At 71.7% G+C, this 25,176-nt stretch carries 25 protein-coding genes; 3 read left to right on the top strand and 22 right to left on the bottom strand.

Features of this window, described 5'->3' with window-relative positions; all coding sequences use genetic code 11:
• Nucleotides 1-32: 32 nt before the first annotated feature.
• Together DEJ03_RS11310 and dusB are read right to left on the bottom strand one after the other, a co-directional pair.
• Nucleotides 33-1,328 carry a deoxyguanosinetriphosphate triphosphohydrolase gene (locus DEJ03_RS11310; protein WP_110864660.1) on the bottom strand — a complete coding sequence of 432 codons (1,296 nt, stop codon included), beginning with the start codon at nt 1,326-1,328 and terminating at the stop codon, nt 33-35.
• The gene (gene dusB / locus DEJ03_RS11305; RefSeq protein WP_110860455.1) at nt 1,325-2,491 is read right to left on the bottom strand and encodes a tRNA dihydrouridine synthase DusB; all 1,167 of its coding nucleotides are present in this window, start codon (nt 2,489-2,491) and stop codon (nt 1,325-1,327) included. Before dusB ends, DEJ03_RS11310 begins: the two co-directional genes overlap by 4 nt.
• A 47-nt stretch (nt 2,492-2,538) precedes the next feature.
• On the opposite strand from dusB, the gene DEJ03_RS11300 reads away from it, so the two are divergent.
• Nucleotides 2,539-3,024: an aminoacyl-tRNA deacylase gene (locus tag DEJ03_RS11300; protein WP_110864659.1), complete on the top strand. Its 486-nt coding sequence runs from the start codon at nt 2,539-2,541 to the stop codon at nt 3,022-3,024.
• 8 nt (nt 3,025-3,032) lie between these two features.
• Here DEJ03_RS11300 and DEJ03_RS11295 read toward each other — a convergent pair whose 3' ends face one another.
• From DEJ03_RS11295 to DEJ03_RS11280, 4 genes are all read right to left on the bottom strand, one after another.
• The gene (locus DEJ03_RS11295) at nt 3,033-3,296 is read right to left on the bottom strand and encodes a hypothetical protein (protein WP_110864658.1); all 264 of its coding nucleotides are present in this window, start codon (nt 3,294-3,296) and stop codon (nt 3,033-3,035) included.
• Complete coding sequence (locus DEJ03_RS11290) at nt 3,293-4,027, bottom strand: DsbA family protein (protein ID WP_110864657.1); 735 nt, start codon at nt 4,025-4,027, stop codon at nt 3,293-3,295. The genes DEJ03_RS11295 and DEJ03_RS11290 overlap by 4 nt, the downstream gene beginning before the upstream one ends.
• 128 nt (nt 4,028-4,155) lie before the next feature.
• Nucleotides 4,156-5,541, bottom strand: a complete 1,386-nt coding sequence (locus DEJ03_RS11285; RefSeq protein ID WP_110864656.1) for a glycine--tRNA ligase — start codon at nt 5,539-5,541, stop codon at nt 4,156-4,158.
• 107 nt (nt 5,542-5,648) lie between these two features.
• Nucleotides 5,649-6,704 (bottom strand): aminotransferase class V-fold PLP-dependent enzyme, encoded by a 1,056-nt coding sequence (locus DEJ03_RS11280; protein WP_110864655.1) that lies wholly within the window; start codon nt 6,702-6,704, stop codon nt 5,649-5,651.
• Between the two features lie 70 nt (nt 6,705-6,774).
• Between DEJ03_RS11280 and DEJ03_RS11275 the strand changes: the two genes are divergently transcribed.
• Nucleotides 6,775-7,722, top strand: a complete 948-nt coding sequence (locus tag DEJ03_RS11275) for a LysR family transcriptional regulator (protein WP_258370770.1) — start codon at nt 6,775-6,777, stop codon at nt 7,720-7,722.
• A gap of 35 nt (nt 7,723-7,757) precedes the next feature.
• Here DEJ03_RS11275 and DEJ03_RS11270 read toward each other — a convergent pair whose 3' ends face one another.
• The 15 genes from DEJ03_RS11270 to hrcA all read right to left on the bottom strand — a co-directional run bounded on the left by DEJ03_RS11270 (nt 7,758) and on the right by hrcA (nt 23,270).
• A complete protein-coding gene (locus tag DEJ03_RS11270) occupies nt 7,758-8,555 on the bottom strand; it encodes an isoprenyl transferase (protein ID WP_071251399.1) in 798 nt (265 codons plus the stop codon).
• A complete protein-coding gene (gene recO / locus DEJ03_RS11265) occupies nt 8,552-9,406 on the bottom strand; it encodes a DNA repair protein RecO (RefSeq protein WP_110864653.1) in 855 nt (284 codons plus the stop codon). Before recO ends, DEJ03_RS11270 begins: the two co-directional genes overlap by 4 nt.
• Nucleotides 9,407-9,633: 227 nt before the next feature.
• A complete protein-coding gene (leuA, locus tag DEJ03_RS11260; RefSeq protein WP_110864652.1) occupies nt 9,634-11,409 on the bottom strand; it encodes a 2-isopropylmalate synthase in 1,776 nt (591 codons plus the stop codon).
• A gap of 455 nt (nt 11,410-11,864) precedes the next feature.
• Nucleotides 11,865-13,265 carry an ABC transporter permease gene (locus tag DEJ03_RS11255; RefSeq protein WP_110864651.1) on the bottom strand — a complete coding sequence of 467 codons (1,401 nt, stop codon included), beginning with the start codon at nt 13,263-13,265 and terminating at the stop codon, nt 11,865-11,867.
• Nucleotides 13,262-14,014 carry an ABC transporter ATP-binding protein gene (locus DEJ03_RS11250; protein ID WP_071405701.1) on the bottom strand — a complete coding sequence of 251 codons (753 nt, stop codon included), beginning with the start codon at nt 14,012-14,014 and terminating at the stop codon, nt 13,262-13,264. Before DEJ03_RS11250 ends, DEJ03_RS11255 begins: the two co-directional genes overlap by 4 nt.
• Before the next feature lie 112 nt (nt 14,015-14,126).
• Complete coding sequence (locus DEJ03_RS11245; protein WP_035808237.1) at nt 14,127-14,816, bottom strand: response regulator transcription factor; 690 nt, start codon at nt 14,814-14,816, stop codon at nt 14,127-14,129.
• Entirely contained in the window at nt 14,813-16,051 is a 1,239-nt protein-coding gene (locus DEJ03_RS11240) for a sensor histidine kinase (protein WP_220034132.1), read from the bottom strand. Before DEJ03_RS11240 ends, DEJ03_RS11245 begins: the two co-directional genes overlap by 4 nt.
• 73 nt (nt 16,052-16,124) lie before the next feature.
• Nucleotides 16,125-17,063 carry a GTPase Era gene (gene era / locus DEJ03_RS11235; protein WP_110864649.1) on the bottom strand — a complete coding sequence of 313 codons (939 nt, stop codon included), beginning with the start codon at nt 17,061-17,063 and terminating at the stop codon, nt 16,125-16,127.
• A complete protein-coding gene (locus tag DEJ03_RS11230; RefSeq protein WP_110864648.1) occupies nt 17,060-18,382 on the bottom strand; it encodes a hemolysin family protein in 1,323 nt (440 codons plus the stop codon). The genes era and DEJ03_RS11230 overlap by 4 nt, the downstream gene beginning before the upstream one ends.
• Before the next feature lie 3 nt (nt 18,383-18,385).
• On the bottom strand, nt 18,386-18,847 hold the full coding sequence (gene ybeY, locus DEJ03_RS11225) for an rRNA maturation RNase YbeY (protein WP_017886675.1): 462 nt from the start codon (nt 18,845-18,847) through the stop codon (nt 18,386-18,388).
• Entirely contained in the window at nt 18,844-19,986 is a 1,143-nt protein-coding gene (locus DEJ03_RS11220; protein ID WP_071405705.1) for a PhoH family protein, read from the bottom strand. Before DEJ03_RS11220 ends, ybeY begins: the two co-directional genes overlap by 4 nt.
• Entirely contained in the window at nt 19,976-20,329 is a 354-nt protein-coding gene (locus DEJ03_RS11215; RefSeq protein WP_110864647.1) for a histidine triad nucleotide-binding protein, read from the bottom strand. The genes DEJ03_RS11220 and DEJ03_RS11215 overlap by 11 nt, the downstream gene beginning before the upstream one ends.
• A gap of 38 nt (nt 20,330-20,367) precedes the next feature.
• A complete protein-coding gene (locus tag DEJ03_RS11210; protein ID WP_110864646.1) occupies nt 20,368-21,105 on the bottom strand; it encodes a 16S rRNA (uracil(1498)-N(3))-methyltransferase in 738 nt (245 codons plus the stop codon).
• Nucleotides 21,105-22,217, bottom strand: coding sequence for a molecular chaperone DnaJ (gene dnaJ / locus DEJ03_RS11205; protein ID WP_017886671.1), 1,113 nt, complete (start codon nt 22,215-22,217; stop codon nt 21,105-21,107). The genes DEJ03_RS11210 and dnaJ overlap by 1 nt, the downstream gene beginning before the upstream one ends.
• A 33-nt stretch (nt 22,218-22,250) precedes the next feature.
• Nucleotides 22,251-23,270, bottom strand: coding sequence for a heat-inducible transcriptional repressor HrcA (hrcA, locus tag DEJ03_RS11200; RefSeq protein ID WP_110864645.1), 1,020 nt, complete (start codon nt 23,268-23,270; stop codon nt 22,251-22,253).
• Nucleotides 23,271-23,380: 110 nt separating this feature from the next.
• On the opposite strand from hrcA, the gene DEJ03_RS11195 reads away from it, so the two are divergent.
• Nucleotides 23,381-23,854 (top strand): DUF4870 domain-containing protein, encoded by a 474-nt coding sequence (locus tag DEJ03_RS11195; protein WP_309146892.1) that lies wholly within the window; start codon nt 23,381-23,383, stop codon nt 23,852-23,854.
• 42 nt (nt 23,855-23,896) lie between these two features.
• Here DEJ03_RS11195 and hemW read toward each other — a convergent pair whose 3' ends face one another.
• Nucleotides 23,897-25,150, bottom strand: coding sequence for a radical SAM family heme chaperone HemW (hemW, locus tag DEJ03_RS11190; protein ID WP_110864644.1), 1,254 nt, complete (start codon nt 25,148-25,150; stop codon nt 23,897-23,899).
• Nucleotides 25,151-25,176: the final 26 nt, after the last annotated feature.

The raw sequence follows: 25,176 nt of genomic DNA, 5'->3' as shown, positions 1-25,176 counted from the left end.
CCTAGTTCGTGGGACCGACGTCGGCGGACCGGTCAGACGGCGATGTGGACCGGGTCACGGTCACCCACCACCAGACGTCGGTGCCAGGCGAGTGCGCCCTGGTCGGTCAGGCTCGCGACCTGGTCGACGACGGCGCGCAATCGGCCGGCGTCGTCGTCCGCGGCGTGCCAGTCGGCGGCGAAGCCCGGCTCGAGGTCGGACGCACCGGTCGCCGCCAGCGCGTCGAGCAGTTCGGTCAGCACGCGACGCTGGTCCTCGTACACGGGCTGACGGTCGCCCTGGGTCATCACGAAGGCCGCGACGATGCCCTTGAGCACCGCGATCTCGCCGATGATCTCGGGCGGGGTGACGACCGACGCGGCGAACCGCACGAGCGATCCCGAGGCGTAGGACTCGCGGGTGGCCGTCGTGGCGGTGCGCGCGAAGCGTCCGATCAGCTGCGACGTCAGGTTCTTGAGGCGTGCGGCGTCACGGCGGGAGCCGTCGTACGCGGTCATCCAGAGCGGCAGCGCACGCAGGCGGTCGAACGCCTCGAGCAGCTCGTCGCGGCTCAGGTCGTCGCCGACCCAGGCGTGCATGGCGGTCACGATGTCGTTCTCGCCGACGCGGTCACCCAGGGCCGCGACGTCGATGAACCCGGCGACGACGGCGTCCTCGAAGTCGTGCACCGAGTACGCGATGTCGTCGGCGAGGTCCATGACCTGCGCCTCGATGCACCGCTGGCGACGCGGGGCGCCGGCGCGGAGCCACTCGAAGGCGTCGTGGTCGTCGTCGTAGAAGCCGAACTTGGTGCGCCCGGACGACGACTCCGACACCCCCTGCGCAGCGGGCCACGGGTACTTGCAGCTGGCGTCCAACGACGCACGGGTCAGGTTGAGCCCGAACGGACGGTCGACGTCGGCCCCGGGCCGGACGCCGTAGACCTTCGGCTCGAGCCGCGTCAGCAGCCGGAGCGTCTGCGCATTGCCCTCGAAGCCGCCGATGCCGGTCGCCCAGGCGTTCACCGCGGTCTCGCCGTTGTGCCCGAACGGCGGGTGCCCGATGTCGTGCGCCAGGCACGCCGTGTCGACCACGTCGGGGTCGAGCCCGAGCGAGTCGGCGAGCTCGCGGCCGACCTGCGCGACCTCGAGCGAGTGGGTCAGCCGGTTGCGGGCGAAGTCGAGTCCCGCGGTCGGGCTGAGCACCTGGGTCTTGGCGGCCAGACGCCGGAGCGCACTGGAGTGCAGCAGTCGGGCGCGGTCACGGGCGAAGTCCGAGCGGCGGTTGCCGTGTTCTTCGGGGAGCCAGCGCTCCGCGTCGGCCGGGCCGTACGAGGCGGTGGCGCTCATCCGCCGCTGTGGTGCAGCTCGGCGGCGGCCAGGACCTTGCGGAACTCGGAGTCGACGTCGCGGCTCTCGAGCCAGCGGTCGGGCAGGGCGGTGCGCTTCGGGTGCCCGGCACGACCGCGCGGCCCCTCGGCGTCGGCGCCCGGGTACGGCGCGTCGTGGTCGAGCTGGCCGAGGAAGTCGTCGATCTCCTGCAGGCTCGACGCCATCGCCAGGCCGGCCCGGACGTCGCTGCCGATCGGGTACCCCTTGAAGTACCAGGCAACGTGCTTGCGGATGTCGCGGCAGGCGTGCTCTTCGTCGCCGAAGAACTCGACGAGCAGCTCGGCGTGCCGGCGGAACCCGTCGGCGACCTCGCCCAGGGACGGCATGTACCGCAGCCCCTCGCCGCGGAACGCCGCGGCCAGGTCACCGAACAACCACGGGCGGCCGAGGCAGCCACGCCCGACGACCACGCCGTCGGCGCCGGTCTCGTCGATCATCCGGAGCGCGTCGGCGGCCGACCAGATGTCGCCGTTGCCGAGGATCGGGATGTCGGTGACGGTCTCCTTCAGCGTGGCGATCGCCGACCAGTCGGCGTGCCCGGAGTAGTGCTCGTTCGCGGTGCGGGCGTGCAGCGAGACCGCGGCGACCCCGGCGTCACGCGCGATGCGGGCGGCGTCGAGGTAGGTCAGATGGTCCTCGTCGATGCCCTTGCGCATCTTCACCGTGACGGGGACGTCGCCGGCGGCGCGCACGGTCTTGGTGACGAGTTCGCGGAACAGGTCGAGCTTCCAGGGCAGGGCCGCGCCGCCGCCCTTGCGGGTGACCTTGGGCACCGGGCACCCGAAGTTCAGGTCGATGTGGTCGGCACGGTCCTCGCCCACCAGGATCGACGCCGCCTCGGCCACGGTGTTCGGCTCGACGCCGTACAGCTGGATCGACCGCGGGGTCTCGGACTCGTGGTGCTGGATGAGCTGCATCGACACGGGGGTCCGTTCGACCAGCGCACGCGAGGTGATCATCTCGCACACGTAGAGCCCGGCGCCGTACTCGCGGCACAGCCGGCGGTAGGCCATGTTCGTGATCCCGGCCATCGGCGCGAGCACGACCGGCACGTCGACCTCGATCGGGCCGATGCGCAGGGGGCCGCCGACTCGCGAGGCGGGTGCTTGTGTGATCGTCATACCTGTTCCATCTTCCCACGTCGGTGCGCGCCGGTAGCGTTCTCCACATGACGACCGACGCCAGCACCCGGTTCGACGCCGACGCCCAGGCCCGCGGCCTGCCGGTCGAAGTGGTCGAGCGCCCGGCCGCGAACTCCCTGCACGAGGCCGCCGAACTGCTCGGCATCGAGCCCGGCGACATCGTCAAGACCCTGGTGGTGAAGCGCCACGACGGCGGGTTCCTGCTCGCCCTGGTGCCCGGCGGCCGCAGCATCGCCTGGAAGAAGCTCCGCACGGTCGTCGGCGTGAACAAGCTCTCGATGCCCGACGCCGCCACCGCGCTCGGGGCGTCCGGCTACGAGCGCGGCACCATCACGCCGATCGGCGCCACGGGCGACCTGCCGGTGTACGCCGACGAGCGCATCGTCGGACGCCGCGTCGCCCTGGGTGCGGGCCGGCACGGGGCGAGCGCCTTCGTCGACGCCGACGCGCTCGTCGCCGCCTACGGCGCGACCGTCGCCGACATCACCGACGAGGAACCGCAGCGCGACTGACGCAGCCGTCAGTCCGGCACCTCGGACCAGTCGCCCTCGGCCCCGGCGAACGAGCCGGCGTCGATCAGGCAGGCGTCGCCCTCGCAGACCGGCGCACCGCCGGGCGTGACGAGCGTCAGCAACGCGGGACGGGCCTCCAGGTTGGGAACGCTGGAAGCGGCGGAGAAGCCGCGGACGCCCGGCAGCCCCGTGAGCGCGTCCGGCACGGACGGTACCGACGTCACGGCCTGGAGGCGCACCGCGCCCTTGTCGCTGATGGTCATGTCCGTCATCGGGTCACCGCCACGTCGGCGCTCGCGTCGTCCGCAGCGCGCTCGGCCGCCGAGGCGACCTCCTCCGGCGTGGTCTCGCGGAGCGCGACCACCTGGCGGAGCACCTGCTCGAACGCCCTGGGGTCCTGGGCGCCCGAGACGCCGTACTTGCCGTCGATCACGAAGAACGGCACGCCGTTGATCCCGTATGCCTGCGCCTGGGCCTGGTCGGCGCGGACCGCAGCGAGCTGGGCGTCGTCGCGCAGGGTGCTGAGGACCTCGTCGCGGTCGAGACCGATCTCCGCCGCCAGGTCGGCGAGCGAGGACTCCTGTCCGACGTGCTCGCCGCGCTCGAAGTAGGCGGTGAACAGGCGCTCGACCATCTCGAGCTGCTTGCCGTGCTGCTTGGCGAGGTGGATGACCTGGTGGGCCTTCACGGTGTTGGTGTGGTGCATCGCCTCGAAGTCGTACTCCAGGCCGACGCCCGCGGCGATGGCCGTGACCTGGTCGAGCATCTGCTGCGCCTGGTCGACGGGCATGCCCTTGTGGCCGGAGAGGAACTCGGCCTCGGTGCCCTCGAAGTCGACGGGGGTGTCCGGGCTGAGCTCGAAGGAGTGGTACTCGACCTCGACGGGACGGCCCTCGGTCGACGCGCCGAACGCGGCGACGCCGGCCTCGAACTTGCGCTTGCCGATGTAGCACCAGGGGCAGGCGATGTCCGACCAGACATCGACCTTCACGGAGTCGTTCATGCTGACCCCAACGCGCTCGTGCGGCACGCATTCCCGTCGCTGGCAGCAAGACACCGGTGTTCGCAGGTCGAACACCCGATTGCGGGTGTGCAACGCACGAACACCGGTGTCTTGCGGAGCCGAAACCCCTAGGCGCCGAGCAACCGCTGCGCCAGGTACCCCTGCAGCTGGTCGAGCGAGACGCGCTCCTGGCCCATGGTGTCGCGCTCGCGCACCGTGACGGCCTTGTCCTCGAGCGTGTCGAAGTCGACCGTGATGCAGAACGGCGTGCCGATCTCGTCGTGGCGACGGTAGCGACGTCCGATGGCACCGGCGTCGTCGAAGTCCACGTTCCAGTTCTTGCGCAGGTCGTCGGCCAGGCCGCGGGCGACGGGCGAGAGCTGCTCGTTGCGCGACAGCGGCAGGACGGCGGCCTTCACCGGGGCCAGGCGCGGGTCGAGGCGCAGGACGGTGCGCTTGTCGACGCCGCCCTTCGCGTTCGGGGCCTCGTCCTCGTGGTACGAGTCGAGCAGGAACGCCATGAGTGCACGGGTCAGACCGAACGACGGCTCGATGACGTACGGCACGTACTTCTCGTTGGCGGCCTGGTCGAAGAACCGGAGGTCCTGGCCGGACGCCTCGATGTGGTTGTTCAGGTCGAAGTCGGTGCGGTTCGCGACGCCCATCAGCTCGCCCCACTCCGAGCCGGTGAAGCCGAAGCGGTACTCGATGTCGGCGGTGGCGTCGGAGTAGTGCGCCCGCTCGCCGTCCGGGACGTCGAATCGACGCAGGTTCTCGGGGTCGATGCCGAGGTCGGTGTAGAACGCGACCGAGTCGGCGATCCACTGCTCGTAGTGCTCCTGGGCCGAGGCCGGCGGGACGAAGTACTCGATCTCCATCTGCTCGAACTCGCGCGTGCGGAAGATGAAGTTGCCGGGCGTGATCTCGTTGCGGAACGCCTTGCCGACCTGCCCGATGCCGAACGGGGGCTTCATGCGGCTCGTCGTGACGACCTGCGCGAAGTCGACGAAGATGCCCTGGGCGGTCTCGGGGCGCAGGAAGTTCAGGCCCTCTTCCGACTCGACCGGGCCGAGGTAGGTCTTGAGCATCCCGGAGAACTCGCGGGGCTCGGTCCACTCACCGCGGGTGCCGCAGTTCGGGCAGGCGATCTCGGCCATGCGGCCTTCGGGGTCGCGGCCCTTCTTCGCGACGAACGCCTCGATCAGGTGGTCCTCGCGGAACCGGTGGTGGCAGTGCAGGCACTCCACCAGCGGGTCGGTGAAGGTCGCGACGTGGCCGGAGGCCTCCCACACCTTGCGGGGCAGGATCACCGCGGAGTCGAGGCCGACCATGTCCCCGCGGCCGCGGACGAACCGCTGCCACCACTGGCGCTTGATGTTCTCCTTGAGCTCCACACCGAGGGGCCCGTAGTCCCACGCGGAGCGGGAGCCTCCGTAGATCTCACCCGACTGGAAGACGAAGCCGCGGCGCTTGGCCAGGGCGATGACGCTGTCGAGACGGGAGGGCTGTGCCAAAGGGTGCTCCAGAGGTCGCCGAGCTGGGTGCTCGGTGCGGAAACGGTCCGGGCAAGACTACCGGCGATCCCGGCCCGGGAGGCCCGCCCCGGGTCCGCCCTCCACGCTCACCTCGCCGACGTGGCCGGCCCCACCCCACCCAGCGCGGCCACGACGTCGGTCACGTCGGACTCGTCGTTCCACAGGTGGAACGCGATGCGCAGTCGCCCGGCACGCCCCGAAGCGGTGAGCCCCGCGGCGGTGAGGGCCCGGAGGGCCGACCCGTCGGCGTCCGCGAACGTCACGATCGCCTGCCCGTCGCCCTGCCGAGGCGAGCCGAGCGCGTCGCACAGCCGATCCGCGAGACCGGTGGCGTGCCTCCAGACCGCCTGCTGGTCGAGCGTGACCGCGTGCTCGAGCGCGGCCACGGCACCGGGCCACGCCTGCCAGGCCGGCGAGACGTCGAAGCGACGCGCGTCGTCGGCCAGGTGCATGGCGGGGCCGTAGCAGGAGGACCAGACGTCCGCCCCGGCATACCAACCGGCCTGCACCGGGCGGAGCCGACCGAGGGCGGTGTCGGAGAGTGTCATGAAGGCGACGCCGCGCGGCGCGCAGAGCCACTTGTAGATGTGCGTGAGCGTCACGTCGAACGGGGCGGCGTCGACGGGCAGGACGCCGGCGGCCTGCGTGAGGTCGCAGAGGGTCAGAGCGCCGACGCGTCGGGCGGCGGCCACGACCGGGTCGGGGTCGGTGACCACGCCGGTGGCGGACTGCACCGCGGACCACGCGACGAGGGCGGTGTCGGGCCCGACCGAGGCGGCGAGCCGGTCCAGCGGGACGCTCCGGACCCGGACGCCGCGGTGTGCCTGGGCGAGGAACGGGAAGACGACCGAGCTGAAGTCCCCGTCGGGGACGACCACCTCGGCGCCGTCCGGCAGCGCGTCGGCGACGACCGCGGCCATCACCGAGGTCTGCGAGCCCGTCGCGACGCGCTCCGCCGGGACGCCGACCAGCGCGGCGAAGAGCGCACGTCCCTGCTCGACCAGCGCGCCGTACCGGGCGGGCGACGTCTCGGCCCGGGACCACGCGTCGAGGTCGGCGCGCTGGGCAGCGAGGGTGCCGCGGGTCGGCAGGCCCGCGGTGCACGCCGCCAGGTAGCCGCGGCCGGCGGGGAAGGAGTCCATGCGGACAGCGTCCCGGTTCCCGAGCCATCACACCAGGGCCGATTCGTTGTGCCACCGATAACATCGGATGATGGACGAGATCGATCCCCAGTTGCTCCGGGTCCTCCGCGCCGTGGCCGACGGCGGGTCGATCACCCGCGCTGCCGCCGCACTCGGGTCGAGCCAGCCGGCCGTCAGCCAGCTGGTGGCCCGGGCCGAGCAGCGTCTCGGGCACGCGCTGGTGCTGCGCGGCGGACGGGGCGCGACCCTCACACACGCCGGGCAGGTGCTCGCCGACCACGCCCTGCACGTGCAGGCCGCCCTGACCGCGGCGCGCGAGGACCTCGACGCCGTCGGCGGACTCAGCCGTGGCCGGGTGCGACTCGCCGGGTTCCCGAGCGCGTCCTCCGCCCTGGTGCCCGCCGTGCTCGCCCGGCTCGCCGCGACGGCGCCCGGCGTGACGACCTCGTACGTCGAGGTCGAGCCGCCCGAGGCACTCGACCTGCTGCGCGGTGGCGAGGTCGACGTCGCCCTCACCTTCACCTACGTCGGCGACGAGGTCGGGACCACCCCGGACCCGGGCCTCGTCACCCGGGCGCTCGGTCGCGACCCGCTCGCGCTGGTGACACCGGTCGAGCCGGGAGGCACGGAGCGACTCCGCACCGCCGGCTCCACCGTCGTGGACCTCGCGTCCCACCACGACGCCCGGTGGATCGGGGGCTGCCCGCGTTGCCGTGGGCACCTGCTCGCCTCGTGCGCGAGCGCGGGGTTCACGCCGGACATCGTGCTGGAGACGGACAACGCGGCCGCGGTGGTGGGACTCGTCGCCGCCGGGCTCGGGGTGGCGCTGCTCCCCCGGCTGGCACTCGCGACGACGGTGATCCCCGCCGGTGTCGCGATCGACCCCGTGGACGACGAGCTGGCCCGGCGTGTCGAGGTCGTCGTCGCCCGTGGTGCCGACCGGGTGCCGAGCGTCCGTGCGGCGCTCGACGCGGTGCGCTCCGCGGCCCACCTGCTCGAGGGGCCGCTGCCGGGCTGAGGGGCCGGGCTCGGGGGCTTGGGCTCGGGCTTGGGCTAGGCCGTCGGGGTGTCGACGGCGCCGCCGTAGCGTCGGTCACGGCTGGCGTACTCCTCGATCGCACCCCACAGGTCGGTGCGACGGAAGTCCGGCCAGAGCCGGTCGAGGAACACCATCTCGGCGTAGGCGGACTGCCACAGCAGGAAGTTGCTCGTGCGCTGCTCCCCCGAGCTCCGGAGGAACAGGTCGACGTCGGGCATCTCGGGCACGTACAGGCGCTTGGCGAGTGCCTTCTCGGTGACCTGGCTCGGCTTCAGGCGACCGGCTGCGACGTCCTCGGCCATGCCCCGCACGGCGTCGACGATCTCGTTCCGGCCGCCGTAGTTCACGCACATCGTCAGCGTCAGGACGTCGTTGCCCGCGGTCATCCGCTCGGCGGTCTCGAGCTCGTCGATGACGCTCCGCCACAGCCGCGGACGCCGGCCTGCCCACCGCACCTTGACGCCCCACTGGTGCAGCTGGTCACGGCGACGGCGGATGACGTCGCGGTTGAAGCCCATCAGGAACCGGACCTCTTCCGGGGAGCGCTTCCAGTTCTCCGTCGAGAACGCGTACGCCGACACGTGCCCGACACCGATCTGGATCGCGCCCGCTACGACGTCGAGCAGCGAGGCCTCGCCCGCCTTGTGCCCCTCGATCCGGGTCAGGCCGCGGCCGTTCGCCCACCGGCCGTTGCCGTCCATGACGATGGCCACGTGCTCCGGCACGAACCGGGCCGGGATCGCCGGGGGCGTCTCGCCGGTCCAGTCGATCGGACGGAACGGTTCGACGTCGTCGGGGCGGCGGGGGCTCATGCGGTGGGGGCTCCTTCGACAGCGGGATCAGGATCGGGTTCGGGCACGGCGGGTGCCGGGGTCGAAGCCACCGCGCGCGCCGTCGCCTCGGGTCCGCCGTGGGTCTGCGGCACCGGCATCGGGTGCTCGGAGCGGTCGACGTGCGGCAGGGACCGGAGCGATCGTTCCAGGTGCCACTGGGCGTAGGCCGCGACCACGCCGGAGGCCCGCGAACGCGTCCGCTCGTCGGTGGCGTCGACCGTCGCCCAGTCGCCGGCGAGCAGGGAGCCGAGCACCCCGAGCGTCGCCGGGTCGAGCCGCGGCGTGCCCGGGGGGGCCGCACGGTCGGCGACGACACCACCGAGCTGCACCACGAACGCCGAGTGCGGGCCGGGCTCCCCCGTCACCGCACAGTCGCTGAACGAGGGCGCCCACCCCGCGATGCTCATCGCGCGGAGCAGGTACGAGTCGAGGGTCGCGCTGGACTGGTGTTCACCGCGCGACAACGAGCGCAGCGCCCCCACGAGCAACAGGTACTGCTGCAGCCCGGCGTCGGCCTCGCTCAGTCGGTCGGCGGTCTCGACCATGGCGCTGGCCGCGGTGTACGCGCCGTAGTCGGCGACGATCTGGGCGCCGTACGCACCGAGGGACTCCGCCTGGGTGACGATGTCGAGCGACCGGCCCTCGTAGAACTGGGCATCGACGACCATGAACGGCTCGAGGCGGCTGCCGAACTTCGACGCCGTCCGCCGCACGCCCTTGACCACGGCGCGGATCTTGCCGTGCTGCCGCGAGAGCATCGTGACGATGCGGTCGGCTTCACCGAGCTTGTGGGTGCGCAACACGACGCACTCGTCCCGGTACAGCGGCATGCCCCCAGTATCCCCCGCCCCGCCGACAGCCGCGTGCGGTCCGGGGTGGGGGCGCTGCGACAAGACGCCGTCGTCTTCGCCGGACGCCGCGCACTCGTCGAGACGCCGCGACTTTCGGAGGCGCCTCGGCAACACGACGGCGTCTTGCGTCAGGCAGTGAACGTGCGCACAGCCGGGAGGCGCGGGGCGGGACGGACCCGCACCGCGCCTCCTGGCCTGGTTGCGTCTCAGGCGGAGACGAGCTCCGGCGCGTCGGCGCCGGCCGCGGCACCCGCGCGCACCGCGCGGTTCACCGCGGACACGATCGCCTTGAGCGACGCCGTCGAGATGTCGGCGTCGATGCCGACGCCCCACAGGCGCACGCCGTCGACGTCGAGCTCGACGTAGGACGCGGCCTTCGCGTCACCGGAGGCGCTCATCGTGTGCTCCGAGTAGTCGTACAGCGTGACCTGGACGCCCTGCTCGGCGAGCACCTTCAGGAACGCGTCGATGGGACCGGTGCCGACGGCCTCGGCCGTGACCGCGCCCTCGTCGACCCGGAGTGCCACGGACAGCGAGGTCGTGCCCTCGAAATCGCTCGACGTCGCGGTCTTGGTGAGCTCGTACCGGCCCCACTTCTCGTCGTCGATCGACGCCGGCAGGTACTCGTCCTGGAACACGTCCCAGATGCGCTGCGACGAGAACTCGCCGCCCTCGGTGTCGGTGTGCCGCTGCACGACGCCGGAGAACTCGATCTGCAGCTTGCGGGGCAGGTCGAGGGCGTGGTCGGTCTTGAGCAGGTACGCCACACCGCCCTTGCCGGACTGCGAGTTGACGCGGATGACGGCCTCGTACGATCGGCCGATGTCCTTCGGGTCGACGGGCAGGTACGGCACCGCCCACTCGATCTCGTCGATGTCCTTGCCCGCGGCGGTGGCCTTCGCCTTCATCGCCTCGAAGCCCTTGTTGATGGCGTCCTGGTGCGAGCCGCTGAACGCCGTGTACACGAGGTCGCCCGCCCACGGCTGGCGCTCGGGCACCGGCAGCTGGTTGCAGTACTCGACCGTGCGCTTCACCTGGTCGATGTCGGCGAACGAGATCTCCGGGTCGATGCCCTGCGTGAACAGGTTCATCCCGAGGGCGACCAGGTCCACGTTGCCGGTGCGCTCACCGTTGCCGAACAGGCAGCCCTCGATGCGGTCGGCACCGGCCATGTAGCCGAGCTCGGCGGCCGCGACCGCGGTGCCGCGGTCGTTGTGCGGGTGCAGCGACAGGATGACGTCCTCGCGGTGGGCGAGGCGGCGGGACATCCACTCGATCGAGTCGGCGTAGACGTTCGGCGTGGCCATCTCGACGGTGGCGGGCAGGTTGATGATGACCTTGCGCTCGGGCGTCGGCTCGAAGACCTCGAGGACGGCGTTGCAGATCTCCAGTGCGACCTCGAGTTCGGTGCCCGTGTAGGACTCCGGCGAGTACTCGTAGTAGATCGTCGTGTCGTGCTGCAGCGTGGCTTCGGCCGCCTTGCAGAGCTTCGCACCGGTGACGGCGATGTCCACCACGCCCTGCACGTCGGTGCGGAAGACGACCTCGCGCTGCACGATGCTCGTCGAGTTGTACAGGTGGACGATGGCCTGCTTCGCGCCGTCGATCGCCTCGTAGGTGCGCTGGATGAGGTGTTCGCGCGCCTGGGTCAGGACCTGGATGGTGACGTCGTCGGGGATCGCGCCCTCGTCGATCAGCGACCGGACGAAGTCGAAGTCGGTCTGCGAGGCGCTCGGGAACCCGACCTCGATCTCCTTGTAGCCCATCCGGACGAGGAGGTCGAACATCGCCCGCTTGCGCTCGGCGTCCATCGGGTCGATGAGGGCCTGGTTGCCGTCACGCAGGTCGACGGCACACCAGCGCGGTGCCTTGTCGATGCGCTTCGTGGGCCAGGTCCGGTCCGGCAGGTCGACGCTGATCTGCTCGTGGAACGGGACGTACTTGTGGATCGGCATCCCGGAGGGCTGCTGGGTGTTCTGCATCGTTCTTCGCTTTCGTCGCGTGTTCGTGAGCTGTTGTGGTGCGGCCACGACGGACTCCGCGACGAGGTGGGCCGGAGTGTCAGGCCTCGTCGCGGCAGCGAAGGAGGAGGAGTGCCGAGTACATCGAGACCCACGGTAGCACCGGAGCAGCGGGCTGGCGCAAGCGTGTGACGCGGGACTGCCCGGCGCCGTCGAACGGGGCGCCGAGTGGGGTGCCGGGTGCGGTGCCGGGTGCGGTGCCGAGTGGTCGAGACCTGCCGCGGGCCGGTCGCCGAGTGGTCACGTTGTGTCGCCCGGGCCGCGTCTGGACGACGGTTCGTGACACCTCGGCGGACGTGAGCGGCGTGGCGGGGCCGGGCAGGGCACGTCGGCGCGACCACAGGACGGACGGGAGGCCCGGTGCCAGCTGGCACCGGGCCTCCCGTGTCGTCGCGTGGTGCGACCAGGGCGACGGGTCAGTCGACCGCGAGCGCCTCGGTCGGCGGGACGCGCATCGCGCGCCGCACGGGGGCGATGGTGGCGACGACCGCCAGGACCAGCGCGCCGATCACCACGATGCCGATGGTCAGCGGCGGCAGCACCGGCGCCACGGGCGTCCCGAGCGAGCCGAGGAGCGTCTGCCCGCCGACCCAGCCGTACAGCGTGCCGAGTGCGAGCCCCGCGACGACGGCCGCGACGACCATCTGCACGGCCTCGGTCACGATCATCCGTCGGACCTGCGCACCGGTCAGGCCGAGCACCCGCAGCAGCCCGAGCTCGCGTCGACGCTGGAGCACCCCGAGCGCCAGGGCGTTCACGACGCCGACGGCGGCGATCACGGCGGAGAACCCGACGACCACGCTGACGACGGCGTTGATCTGCACGAAGAGGTCCCGCTGCGCCTCGATCATCTGCGGGGTGGCGCTCCCGGCGCTCATGGCGCGCATCTCGGTCTCGAGCACGTGCTGCATGATGCCGAGCGCGACCGCGAAGGTGACGAGCAGCGTGACGCCGATGACGAGCCCGATGGTCGCCCGCGAGGACCGCCCGGGCGCACGCATCGCGTTCCGTCCGGCGAGCAGGACGACGGGGTCGTGCGAGCCGATGCGGCCGATCAGCTGCAGCACGGGCGGCATCACGATCGTCGCCCCCACGGCGACCCCCGCGAAGGACACGAACCCGCCGAGCGCCGCCGGCAGGACCGCGACCGGGGACAGCGAGCTCACCGCGAGCCCGAGCAGCATCAGCACCGCGCCGCCGGCCATCAGCACGATCGCCCAGACCTTGCGGGCCGTACCGGACCGGACGTCGTCGTGGCTCGGCTCGACGGACGACGACAGCGCTTCGAGCGGGGTGACGGTGAGCACGCGGCGCGACCCGGCAGCGAAGGCACCCCAGGTGGCGAGGACGACGGCCACGACCGGCAGGACGAGCTCCCACGGCACGTACGTGTAGTCGGCCTCGGGCAGGACCCCGTTGCCCCGCAGGACGATGACGAACAGGGTCGAGAGCGCGGTCCCCACGACGGCGCCGACGACCCCGCCGAGCACACCGACCACCAGGCCGGTGCGCGTGATCCGCGCCCGCAAGGTCGCACCGGTCGCGCCGACCAACCGCTGCAGGGCGATGATCCGGGTCTGCCCGGCGATCAGGGTGGCGCAGGTGTTCGCGGTGACGATCGCGCCGACGTAGAGCGCGATGCCGAGGAACAGCCACCCGACCACCGACAGGATCGCCTTGATCGGGCCGAGGTCGGCGACCCCGGCGGCTCGGAGCGCCTCGGTCACGATCCCCGGTGCGATGACGAGGGCGGAACCGAACGTGGTGCCGAGGGCGGCGACCAGGACGGTGGGGGCGAAGGAGCGGACGCCGTTCACGCTGCTGCCTCCATCCCGAGCATCGTCGTGGAGATCGCGCCGGCGTCCATCGCGGGGCGGTCGGCGACGATCCGGCCGTCGGCCAGGAACAGGATGCGGTCGGCGTTCGCGGCTGCCACCGGGTCGTGCGTGACCATGACGACGCTCTGCCCCCACTCCTGGACGGCACCGCGGAGGATCGCGAGCACGTCGCGCCCCGTGCGGGAGTCGAGCGCGCCGGTCGGTTCGTCGGCGACGACCACCGCCGGTCGCGATGCGAGCGCCCGTGCGATGGCGACGCGCTGCTGCTGCCCGCCGGAGAGCTGGTGTGGACGATGGGTCAGCCGGTTGCCGAGCCCGAGCATCTCGACCAGCCGGTCGATCCAGGCGGTCTCCTCGTGCGAGGGCTTGTGCCCACCGAGCAGGAACGGCAGCCGGATGTTCTCGCTGACGTCGAGCGTCGGGACGAGGTTGAACGACTGGAACACGAAGCCGAGCCGACGACGACGCAGCTCGGTGAGGTCCTTGTCGCCCAGGGCCGTGATGTCGACGCCGTCGATCTGGATCCGGCCGGTGGACACGGCGTCGAGGCCGGCCGCGACGTGCATGAGCGTCGACTTGCCGGACCCGGACGGGCCCATCACCGCGGTGAACTCCCCCGCGCCGATGTCGACGCTGACGTCGTCGAGCGCGGTCACACGTCGGGCGTCGTCGCCGTAGTGCTTGGACACGTGGTCGAGGCGGATGATCGGGGCGTGGCTCGTGGTCATGCATCCACGATGACGGTCAGCGGTCCTGTCCCGCGTCGCCCGATCGGCTCCTGTGGATCGTCCGCTCGGCTCGGTTGCCTGTGGAGGGGTCATCCCCGCGGATGACCCGGCGTCAGTCGGCCTTGGTGACGAGCCCGTGCTCGTGGGCGAAGACGACGAGCCGCACCCGGTCGCGGAGCTCGAGCTTCGTCAGGACCCGCGAGATGTGCGTCTTCACGGTCGCCTCACTGACGTACTCGTGCTGGGCGATCTCGCTGTTGCTGAACCCCCGGGCGGCCAGGTCGAAGATCTCGCGCTCACGCGGGGTGAGGTCGGCGAACGCAGCGGGCACGGCGGCGGCGCGGCCGACCGAGTCGTCGTACCGGCGCAGGAGCTCCCGCGTGGCCGAAGCGGCGAACACCGCGGTGCCGGCGTGCACGGTCCGGACCGCCGCGAGCAGGAACTCGGGGTCGGCGTCCTTGAGCACGAAGCCGCTCGCACCGGCGCGGATGGCCTTGGCGGCGGCCTCGTCGAAGTCGAACGTGGTCAGCACGAGGACCTTCGCGCCGTCGGTGCCCGACTGCTCGACGATGTGACCGGTCGCCGTGATGCCGTCCATCACGGGCATCCGGACGTCCATCAGCACCACGTCGGGACGGGTCCGCCGGACGAGTTCGACCCCCTCGGCACCGTCGCCCGCCTCGCCGACGAACCGCAGGTCGGGCTGCGAGTCGATGAGCATCCGGATGCCGGTGCGGAACAGCGCCTGGTCATCGACGAGGGCGACGCGGATCGAGTGCTCGTCGGTCGGGATCGTGGTCATCGGGCGGTGCGCTCCTGCTCGGTCGGGGTGATCCGGCCCCGGGGCATCTGCCCGCTGGCCGGGACGGTCGGCATCCGGACGGCGACCGCGAAGTCGTCCCCTCGGGCCCCGGCGGTCATGGTGCCGCCGGTCATCACGGCGCGCTCGCGCATGCCGACCAGGCCGTGGCCCGTGCCGGGGCCGCGGACACCGTCATCGGCACGGCGGTTCACGACGGCGATCTCGACCGTGTCCGGCCGGTAGGTCAGAGCGGCACGCACCGGGCTGCCGGGCTCTCCGTGCTTGTACGCGTTCGTCAGGCTCTCCTGCACGATCCGGTAGACCGCGAGCTGCGTGGTGGTCGGCAGCCCCGCGGGATCGCCCTCGCGCTCCACGCACACATCGAGCCCGAGCTGCCGCATCTCGTCGACGAGCCGGTCGATGTCGTCGATCTCGGGCGTCGGCGCGGTCCCCTGCTCGTGCCGGAGCGCGCCGAGGAGTTCGCGCACGTCGCCGAGTGCGCGCCGGGCCGTGGCCGAGATGGTGCTGAGGGCCTGGTCGGCCACCGCGGGGTCGGCCTTCAGGGCGTACCGGGCGCCGTCGGACTGCGCGATGACCACCGCGAGCGAGTGCGCGACGATGTCGTGCATGTCGCGGGCGATCCGCACGCGCTCCTGCTCGACCGCGACGGCCCGGTCGGCCCGCGCGGCGTCACGTTCGGCGAGCAGCTGGGCCTCGCGACTCATGCTCGCCGAGCGACGGGTCCGGACCACGAGTCCGGCGAGCCACGGCAGCAGCAGCAGGAGCAGGACGACGGCGAAGAACGACAGGGTGACCTGCAGCGACTCCTGCAGCGGCGTCGACGCGGTCTCGTAGGTGAGTCGGTTCTGGTAGTCGTCGAAGCCCATGTAGGCGGCCGCGGCCACGGAGCCGACGATCGCCGACACGAGCCCGGCCAGCCGCACACGGCGGCTGCCGTACGCACTCGTCGTGTACATGACGCCGGCGATGAACGCGTTCGACACGTCCGGCACCTGCAGGGTGACCATCTCGAAGACCGCGAACACCCACGCGACGGCGAGGGCGAGCCCGGGTGACAGGCGCCGGAGTGCCAGGGCGCCGGTCATCCCGACGACGGTGACCACGGACAACGGCCCGTCGAGCCCGCGCCCGCTGGCGACCAGCACGAGGCCGCCGAGCAGCACGGCGATCAGCAGGTCGGTGATGACCTGCGCGCGCAGCATGGGACGGAACACCCGTCCACGGTACGGCGGGCCGCTCGACCCCGCGTCCCTCGCCCGGATGACCCGGGGTGCGAGCGGCGGACGGTCAGAAGCCGAGGCGTCCGAGCTGCTTCGGGTCACGCTGCCACTCCTTGGCCACCTTCACGCGGATGTTCAGGTAGACGTGCCGGCCCCCGAGCAGCGACTCGATCTCGACGCGGGCCCGCGAACCGACGTCCTTCAGGCGCTCGCCCTTGTGTCCGATGACGATCGCCTTCTGGCTGTCCCGCTCGACGAACAGGTTCGCGAAGATGCGCAGGGGGCCGTCGGCGTCCTCGTCGGCGTCGGGCTCGACGATGTCCTCGATGACCACGGCGAGCGAGTGCGGCAGCTCGTCGCGGACGCCCTCGAGCGCGGCTTCGCGGATGAGCTCCCCGATGCGCTCCTCGTCGGTCTCCTCGGTCACGGCGCTCGAGTCGTACAGCTGCGGCGACTCGGGCAGCAGGCTCGTGACGACGCCCAGCAGGTCTTCGAGCTGCATGCCCCGGGTGCCCGAGGTCGGCACCACAGCGTCCCAGTCGCGGAGCTTCGAGACGGCCAGCAGCTGCTCACCGACGCGGTCCTTCGAGGCGCTGTCGATCTTCGTGACGATCGCGATCTTCTTCGCCCGCGGGTACTGGTCGAGCGTGTCGTTGATGAACCGGTCACCGGGACCGACGGGCTCGTTCGCCGGCACGCAGAACCCGATCACGTCGACGTCGCCGAGGGTGGACTGCACGAGGTCGTTGAGCCGTTCGCCGAGCAGGGTGCGCGGACGGTGGACACCCGGGGTGTCGACGATGATCACCTGGCCGTCGGGCCGGTGCACGATCCCGCGGATGGCGCGCCGGGTGGTCTGCGGCTTCGACGAGGTGATGGCGACCTTCTCGCCCACCAGGGCGTTGGTCAGCGTCGACTTGCCGACGTTCGGACGGCCGACGAACGAGACGAAGCCCGCGCGGTAGGGCTTGTCCGAGCCGGCCTCGGTGGTGTCGGTGTCGGTCATGCGTGCGTGGTTCCCGTCGTGGTGGGTTCGGCGTCGTCGAAGGCGTCCTCGACGTCGGCCAGGGCATGGGTGCGCTCGGCGAGCACGGTGATGAGGTGGCGGCGCTTGCCCTCGACCCGGTCGGCGGTCAGGACGACCCCGGACACGGTGACGGTGTCGCCGGAGACCGCCAGGTGTCCGAGCTCCTTGGTGAGCAGGCCACCGGCGGTGTCGACGTCGTCGTCGTCGAGCTCGATGCCGAAGAGGTCGCCGAGCTCGTCGATCGGCAGTCGGGCGGAGATCCGCCAGATGCCCGGTTCGACCTCGGTCCGGTCGACGACGGCGCGGTCGTACTCGTCGGAGATGTCCCCGACGAGCTCTTCGATGAGGTCCTCCATGGTCACGAGCCCGGCGACTCCGCCGTACTCGTCGACCACCAGCACCAGGTGGTTCTTGGCGACCTGCATGTGCCGCAGGGTGTCGTCGGCGTGCTTCGACTCCGGCACGAACTCTGCGGGCCGCAGCAGCCGGCTGACCCGCTCGCTGCGGGACGCCGGTCGTTCGTACAGCGACCGCGCGACGTCGCGCAGGTAGAGCACGCCCCGCACGTCGTCGCTGTCCTTGCCCGTCACCGGCATCCGGGACACCCCGGCTGCCAGGAACTGCTCCATGGCCGCGGCCAGCGTCTCTGCACCGTCGACGGTGAGCATGTCCGTGCGGGGCACCATGACCTCGCGCACCAGGGTGTCGCTGAACTCGAACACCGAGTGGATGAGCTCACGGTCCTCGTCCTCGAGCACGTTGCTCTCGGTGGCCTCGTCGACGAGCGAGAGCAGCTGCTCCTCGCTCGACACGGTGGAGGCACTCCGGCCGCGGCCCGGGGTGACCCGGTCGCCGATCCGCACGAGCAGCCCGGCCAGCGGACCGAGCACGATGCGGACACCGCGGACGATGCCGCCGGTCGCACCGATCAACCGCTCGGCGTGGGCGCGTCCGACGCTGCGCGGGCTCGACCCGACCAGGACGAACGACACCGCGGTCATGATCGCGGCGGAGAGCACGAGTGCGAGCCACCAGCTGTCGAAGGCGCGCACGAGGGCGATCGTCACGAGCACCGCGGCCGCGGTCTCGGCGAGGACGCGGAAGAAGTTCAGCGCGTTGACGTGCGCCCCGACGTCGTCCGCGATCGCCTCGATGGCGCGGCGGCGCTTGTTGCCCCTGGCGATCTCCTCGAGGTCGGCACGGGAGACCACCGAGAGCGCGGCGTCGCTCGCGGCGAGGAGTCCGCCGAGCACGACGAGCCCCAGCGCCACCGCGAGGAGTCCGGCGACGACGACCACCGGCTACCGCCCTCGGTGCTGGGCGGCGAAGGCGGTCAGGATCTCGCCCTGGATGCCGAACATCTCGGCCTTCTCGTCGGGCTCGGCGTGGTCGAAGCCGAGCAGGTGCAGGATGCCGTGGCAGGTGAGCAGCAGCATCTCGTCGGTGCTCGAGTGCCCGGCGGTCTTCGCCTGCTCCTCGGCCACCTGCGGGCAGAGCACGATGTCGCCCAGCAGCCCGGCCGGCGTGGGGTCGTCCTCGGTGCCGGGACGCAGCTCGTCCATCGGGAAGCTCAGGACGTCCGTCGGACCGGGCTCGTCCATCCACCGCACGTGCAGCTGCTCCATCGCGCCCTCGTCGACCAGCACGATCGCGAGCTCCGCATCGGCGTGGACGTGCATCGCGTCCAGGGCGAAGGCGGCGAGCCGCTGGATCGCGGCCTCGTCCACCTCGACGCCGGACTCGTTGTTGAGCTCGATGCTCACCGGGTGCCTCCTCGGGCGTCGTTCTGGGGGTACGGGGGTCGTGCGCGGTCCTGCGGCGGGCGCCCACGGCGTTCGGCGCGGTTGGCGCCGTCGGGGTTGCCGACCGGGGCGGTGCCACGGCCACCGGGGCGCTGCCCGGCCTGCTCGGCGAGGCGCTCCTCGTCGTAGACCGTGTAGGCGTCGACGATCCGGCCGACGAGGGTGTGGCGGACCACGTCCTCGCTGCCGAGACGGGCGAAGTGGATGTCCTCGACCTGGTCGAGGATGCGGGTCACGAGCCGGAGACCGGAGACGTTGCCCGGCAGGTCGACCTGGGTGATGTCGCCCGTGATGACCATCTTCGAACCGAACCCGAGGCGGGTCAGGAACATCTTCATCTGCTCGGGCGTGGTGTTCTGCGCCTCGTCGAGCACCACGAAGGAGTCGTTGAGGGTCCGGCCACGCATGTACGCCAGCGGGGCCACCTCGACGGTGCCGGCCGCCAGGAGCTTCGGGACCAGCTCCGGGTCCATCATCTCGTTCAGGGCGTCGTACAGCGGGCGCAGGTACGGGTCGATCTTGTCGGTCAGCGTGCCCGGCAGGAAGCCGAGCCGCTCGCCGGCCTCGACCGCGGGACGGGTGAGGATGATCCGGTTGACCTCGCGCCGCTGCAGCGCCTGCACGGCCTTGGCCATCGCCAGGTACGTCTTGCCGGTACCGGCCGGCCCGATGCCGAACGTGATGGTGTGCTCGTCGATGGCGTCGACGTAGGCACGCTGCCCGTCGGTCTTCGGCCGCACGGACTTGCCGCGGCTCGACACGATCGGGGTGCCGAAGGTGTCGGACGGCTTGCGGTCGTCGTCGAGGATCCGTGCCGACATCGGGATGTCGGCCGGGCCGATCTCCTGCCCACGCCGGACCATGCCGACGAGCTCGTCGACGAGCGCCTTCGCGCGTGCGACATCGCGCTCGGGCCCGGTCAGCGTGACCTCGTTGCCGCGGACGACGACCCGGACGCCCGGGTACTGGCGCTCGACCGTCTTGAGCAGACGGTCCTGGGGGCCGAGCAGCTGCACCATGGCGATGCCGTCGACCTGGAGCGAGACCGAGACGGGCTCGTCGTCGGCGGCGGTGGGCTGTACTGGTTCGTTAACCGGCAAGGGTGCCTTCCTGCAGTTCACCTGCGAGTACGTGCGCGTGCACGTGGAACACGGTCTGACCGGCGGCTTCGCCGGTGTTGAAGACGAGTCGGAACTGGCCGTCGGCGCGGTCGTCGGCGATGCGCTGCGCGGTGGCGACGACGTGGGCCAGCAGGTCGGGGTCGCCCGCTGCGAGTTCGCCGACGGTCGCGTACTGCTCGGTCTTGGGGACGACGAGCACGTGGACGGGAGCCTTCGGGGCGATGTCCTCGATCGCGATCACACGGTCGTCCTCGGCGACGATGGTCGCCGGGATCTCGCGCGCGATGATCTTGGAGAAGACGCTGGGCGTGCTGCTGCTCATGGCTCCATCGTAGGACGCGCCCGACGGCGTGGTCCGGCTCACCAGCGGCCCAGTCGCGCCTGCAGGACAGCGAGTGCCGCCGGTCCGGCGGTGGACGTGCGGAGCACGCTGTCGCCGAGTCGGACCCGCACGGCACCCGCGGCCTCGAGCCGGTCGAGCTCCGCGCCGTCGATGCCGCCTTCGGGGCCGACGACGAGTGCGATGTCCTCGGCGTCCGTCGGGGGTTCCCAGGTGGCGAGTCGCACGGTCGCGGTCGGGTCGAGCAGGACGAGGGCGGTCCCCGCTCCGAGCGCGGACACGAGCTGTCCGGTCGTCACCAGCGGCGCGACGACGGGCACGCGCGGACGGATCGCCTGCTTCGCGGCCTCGTGCGCGATCGCTGCCCACCGGGCACGGCCCTTCTCGACCTTCGCGCCGTCCCACCGGGAGACGCTGCGCGCGGCCGACCACGGCACGACCCGGTCGACGCCGATCTCGGTCGCCGCCTGCACCGCCATCTCGTCACGGCCGCCCTTCGCCAGGGCCTGCACGAGGGTCAGCGACGGGCGCGGTGGATCCTGGTGCTCGACGGTCTCGACCGCGAGCTCCAGCGTGTCCTTGCCGAGCGTGGTGACGGGACCGGACACCACGGTGCCCCGACCGTCGGCGATCCGCAGGACCTCGCCGACCCGCACGCGCGCGACGGAGACCGCGTGCCGGCCCTCGGCGCCGTCGAGCGACACCGGGGCACCGACGGCGACGCCGTCCAGCGAGTCGACGAGGTACAGCGACGCCATCAGTGGTTGAAGAACCGGTCGCGGAGCTTGCCGAACATGCCCTGCTGGAACCGAGCGAGCTGCGGGGCGGTGGTCTTGTGCGACTTCGCGAGCTGCTCGACCAGCTGCCGTTCCTTGTGGGACAACTTGGTCGGCGTGACGACCTGCACGCCGACGCGCAGGTCACCGCGGCCGTTCCCGCGCAGCTTCGTGATGCCGCGGTCCTTGATGACGAGGACGTCGGCACTCTGCACACCGGGACGGATCTCGAGCTCGACCGGACCGTCGAGGCCGTCGATCGTGGTGGTCGTGCCGAGGACGGCGTCGGTCATGCCGACCTCGAGCGTCGCGAGCAGGTCGTCGCCGTCCCGGCTGAAGACGTCGTCGTGGCGCACGCGGATCTCGAGGTACAGGTCGCCGGACGGGCCGCCGGCCGGACCGACCTCACCCTGGCCGGGCATCTGCAGGCGGAGTCCGGAGTCGACGCCGGCGGGGACGTCCACCGGCACGGTACGACGCGCGCGGACGCGGCCCTGACCCTGGCAGGTCGGGCAGGGGCTCGGGATGACGGTGCCGTAGCCGCGGCACGTGCCGCACGGGGCGCTCGTCACCACGTTGCCCAGGAGCGAACGGACCTGGCGCTGGATGTGCCCGGAGCCGCCGCAGATGTCGCACGTGCGCGGGCTGGTGCCCGGTGCGCAGCAGGAGCCGTGGCAGGTCTCGCACAGCACCGCCGTGTCGACCTCGACGTCCTTGTGGGTGCCGAAGACGACCTCGTCGAGGTCGACCTCGATGCGGAGCAGGGCGTCCTGGCCGCGCTCAGCACGGCTGCGCGGGCCCGACCCACGGCCACCGCCACCGCCGCCGCCGAAGAAGGCGTCGAAGATGTCGCTGAAGCCACCGGCGCCACCACCGAAGGGGCTGTCGGCCTGCGGTCCGGCGTCGTACCGTCGCCGCTGCTCGGGATCGCTCAGCACGTCGTACGCGTGCGTCACGTCCTTGAAACGCTCGGCGGCGTCGGGTGCCGGGTTCACGTCCGGGTGGAGCTCACGCGCCAGGCGGCGGTAGGCCTTCTTGATGTCGGCATCGGAGGCGTCTCGCTGGACGCCGAGGACGTCGTAGTGGTCTGCCACGTATCCCTCAGTCGGTTGGGTTCGGTCGGTTGGTCAGTGTTCGCCCAGGAGCTTGGACAGGTAGCGGGCGACGGCGCGGACGGCCGCCATGTTCGTGCCGTAGTCCATGCGGGTCGGTCCGAGGACGCCCAGGCGGGCCACCTCGCCACCGGCCAGGTAGCCGCCGGCGACGATGCTCGTGGCGTCGAGCCCGTACTCGGCGTTCTCGACGCCGATGCTGGCCGCCACCGCGATGTCGTCCACCTGCATCTCCCCGAACAACCGGAGCAGGGTGACTTGTTCCTCGATCGCTTCGAGCACCGGGAAGAGCCCGCCGGAGAAGTCCTGCTCGCTCTTCGCCAGGTTGGCCGCACCGGCCATCAGCAGGCGGTCCTGCCGGTTCGCAGCGACCTGCTCGATGAGCGTGGCGACGACGACCCCGCCGAGCGTCTGGGCGTCGGGGCGGAGCTGCTGCGGCACGGCTCGGAGCGCGGTCGGGACGTCCTGCAGCAGGAGCCCCACCGTCGCGCCGTTCACCACGGTGCGGAGTTCGCCCAGCGAGTCTTCGTCGAGTGGGACGTCGGTCTCGACCACGCGCTGTTCGACGCGGGCGGTGTCGGTGATGAGCACCACCATCAACCGGGCGTCACCGAGCCGGACGAGCTCGACGTGCTGCACCCGGGCGCGCACCAGCGAGGGGTACTGCACCAGGGCGACCTGGTTGGTGAGCTGGCTGAGCAGCCGGACGGTGCGCCCGAGGACCTCGTCGAGGTCGTTCGGGGCGCCGAGGAAGGTCTCGATGGCGTGCCGCTGCGCGCTGGAGAGCGGACGGGCACCCGCCAGGTGGTCCACGAAGACGCGGTACCCCTTGTCGGTCGGCACCCGGCCGGACGAGGTGTGCGGCGCGGCGATCAGCTGCTCGTCCTCGAGCAGGGCCATGTCGTTGCGGATCGTCGCGGCGCTGACCCCGAAGGCGTGCCGCTCGACGATGGTCTTCGACCCGACGGGTTCTCGCGACGCCACGTAGTCGCGCACGATGGCCTTGAGGACCTCGAGGCTGCGTTCACTGACCACGAGCGCCTCCTTTCCCGATCGACCTGGCACTCGGACGTGTCGACTGCTGATCCTACGCCCGACCGCTGACGGCCCGGGACTTCCGGGCGGTCGGCCGATACGCTTCCGCCATGACCTACGGACAGCAGCCCGACGGCCCCGGACCCGAGCAGCCCGGCGGCCCGTACGGCCACGGCCCCGGTGGCCCCCAGCAGCCCGGCGGACCGCAGTACCCCGGCGGACCGCAGTACCCCGCCGGCTACACGCCGCCCCGGCCGATGAGCCCCGAGGACCAGCGCCTGTGGGCCACGCTGACGCACATCGGCGGCATCTTCTTCAACTTCATCGCGCCGTTGGTCGCCTACCTGGTCCTCCGCGACCGCGGCGGCTTCGTCCGCGAGCACACCCGCGTCGCGCTGAACTTCCACATCACGATGGGCATCGCCTACGTGGTCGGTTCGCTCACGTCGGTGTTCGGAGTCGGGGTCCTGATCGTGCTGGCAGCGGGCATCGTGTCGCTGATCTTCAGCATCATGGCCGCGATCGCCGCGAACCAGGGCCAGTTCTACCGCTACCCGCTCTCGATCGAGTTCATCAAGCAGTAGCGGCAGCGGCACGCAGTGCGCACCAAGCAGTGCGCACGCCCCTCAGTCGAGCAGCTCCCGCACCACCGCGTCGGCGAGCAGGCGACCCTGCAGGGTCAGGTCGATCCGTCCCCGCACCGCGGCCGACCCGTCCACGAGTCCGCGTGCGATGAGGCCGGCGACCCGGCCACGGGCCTCCTGGCGGATCTCGCTCGTCGCGAGCTCCCCGCGGACCCGCGCCGCCAGCAGCAGTCGCTCGACGTACCGCGTCTCGTCGTCGATGGTCTCGCGGCCGGCGGCCGGCGACTCCCCCGACAGCACCCGGTTCGCGTACGCGGCCGGGTGCTTGACGTTCCACCAGCGCGTGCCGGCGACGGCGGAGTGCGCGCCGGGGCCGACGCCCCACCAGTCGTGGCCCTTCCAGTAGGACAGGTTGTGACGACTCGCGTGCGCGTCGCCGCGCGCCCAGTTCGACACCTCGTACCAGGAGTAGCCGGCGTCGCTGAGCACCTGGTCGGCGAGCTCGTACATGTCGGCGGCCAGGTCGTCGTCGGGGGCGGGGAGCTCACCGCGAGCGACCATGCGGCCCATCGCGGTGCCGTCCTCGACGATGAGCGAGTACGCCGACACGTGGTCGGGCTCGCAGGCGATCGCGGCGTCGAGCGAGGTCCGCCAGTCGGTGAGGGACTCCCCCGGCGTCGAGTAGATGAGGTCGAGCGAGACGTCGAGTCCCTGCTGCTTCGCGAGGTCGACGACGACGGGGACCCGGAGCGGGTCGTGCGTGCGGTCGAGCGTGGCGAGCACGTGCGGCACGGCGGACTGCATGCCGTAGCTGATCCGGTTGAAGCCGCCGGCCCGCAGAGTCTCGAGCGACGCCGCGTCGACGGAGTCCGGGTTCGCCTCGGTGGTGACCTCGGCCCCGGGCAGGATGCCCCAGGTGTCGTCGATCGCACGGAGGATCATCGCCAGGTCGGACGCCGGCAGCATGGTCGGGGTGCCGCCGCCGAAGAAGACGGTCGACACCGGCCGCCGCGGCACACCGGAACGGTCGAGCACGGTCGCGGCCCACTCGATCTCGCGCACTGCGTGCCCGGCGTAGTCGTCGCGACGGACGCCGCGGAGTTCCGACGCCGTGTAGGTGTTGAAGTCGCAGTAGCCGCAGCGCACGCGGCAGAACGGCACGTGCACGTACACGCCGAAGGGCACGTCACCGGCGGTGGGACCAGCCCCCGGCCCGGCAGCGGAGCCCGCCGCCGCCCACGGGGTGATCAGGCCGTCCGCTGGTGCTGGATCGGCGATCGGGAGAGCACTCGGCATGGGCTCCATTCTCCGTCATGATGGAG

Origin of the sequence: Curtobacterium sp. MCLR17_043 (genome assembly GCF_003224215.1) — a bacterium.
In the GTDB taxonomy this organism is placed as follows: Bacteria; Actinomycetota; Actinomycetes; order Actinomycetales; family Microbacteriaceae; genus Curtobacterium; species Curtobacterium flaccumfaciens.
This window is presented reverse-complemented; position numbering and strand designations above follow the sequence as displayed.

Bases quoted from the DNA above. Each gene is read 5' to 3' on its own strand.
- DEJ03_RS11250 (WP_071405701.1), bottom strand. From the start codon at position 14,014: ATGACCACGAGCCACGCCCCGATCATCCGCCTCGACCACGTGTCCAAG.
- DEJ03_RS11210 (WP_110864646.1), bottom strand. From the start codon at position 21,105: ATGGCGTCGCTGTACCTCGTCGACTCGCTGGACGGCGTCGCCGTCGGT.
- DEJ03_RS11245 (WP_035808237.1), bottom strand. From the start codon at position 14,816: ATGACCACGATCCCGACCGACGAGCACTCGATCCGCGTCGCCCTCGTC.
- DEJ03_RS11300 (WP_110864659.1), top strand. From the start codon at position 2,539: ATGACGACCGACGCCAGCACCCGGTTCGACGCCGACGCCCAGGCCCGC.
- hemW (WP_110864644.1), bottom strand. From the start codon at position 25,150: ATGCCGAGTGCTCTCCCGATCGCCGATCCAGCACCAGCGGACGGCCTG.
- DEJ03_RS11280 (WP_110864655.1), bottom strand. From the start codon at position 6,704: ATGGACTCCTTCCCCGCCGGCCGCGGCTACCTGGCGGCGTGCACCGCG.
- DEJ03_RS11275 (WP_258370770.1), top strand. From the start codon at position 6,775: ATGGACGAGATCGATCCCCAGTTGCTCCGGGTCCTCCGCGCCGTGGCC.
- DEJ03_RS11195 (WP_309146892.1), top strand. From the start codon at position 23,381: ATGACCTACGGACAGCAGCCCGACGGCCCCGGACCCGAGCAGCCCGGC.
- leuA (WP_110864652.1), bottom strand. From the start codon at position 11,409: ATGCAGAACACCCAGCAGCCCTCCGGGATGCCGATCCACAAGTACGTC.
- DEJ03_RS11295 (WP_110864658.1), bottom strand. From the start codon at position 3,296: ATGACGGACATGACCATCAGCGACAAGGGCGCGGTGCGCCTCCAGGCC.
- era (WP_110864649.1), bottom strand. From the start codon at position 17,063: ATGACCGACACCGACACCACCGAGGCCGGCTCGGACAAGCCCTACCGC.
- recO (WP_110864653.1), bottom strand. From the start codon at position 9,406: ATGCCGCTGTACCGGGACGAGTGCGTCGTGTTGCGCACCCACAAGCTC.
- DEJ03_RS11310 (WP_110864660.1), bottom strand. From the start codon at position 1,328: ATGAGCGCCACCGCCTCGTACGGCCCGGCCGACGCGGAGCGCTGGCTC.
- DEJ03_RS11215 (WP_110864647.1), bottom strand. From the start codon at position 20,329: ATGAGCAGCAGCACGCCCAGCGTCTTCTCCAAGATCATCGCGCGCGAG.
- DEJ03_RS11290 (WP_110864657.1), bottom strand. From the start codon at position 4,027: ATGAACGACTCCGTGAAGGTCGATGTCTGGTCGGACATCGCCTGCCCC.
- DEJ03_RS11270 (WP_071251399.1), bottom strand. From the start codon at position 8,555: ATGAGCCCCCGCCGCCCCGACGACGTCGAACCGTTCCGTCCGATCGAC.
- dusB (WP_110860455.1), bottom strand. From the start codon at position 2,491: ATGACGATCACACAAGCACCCGCCTCGCGAGTCGGCGGCCCCCTGCGC.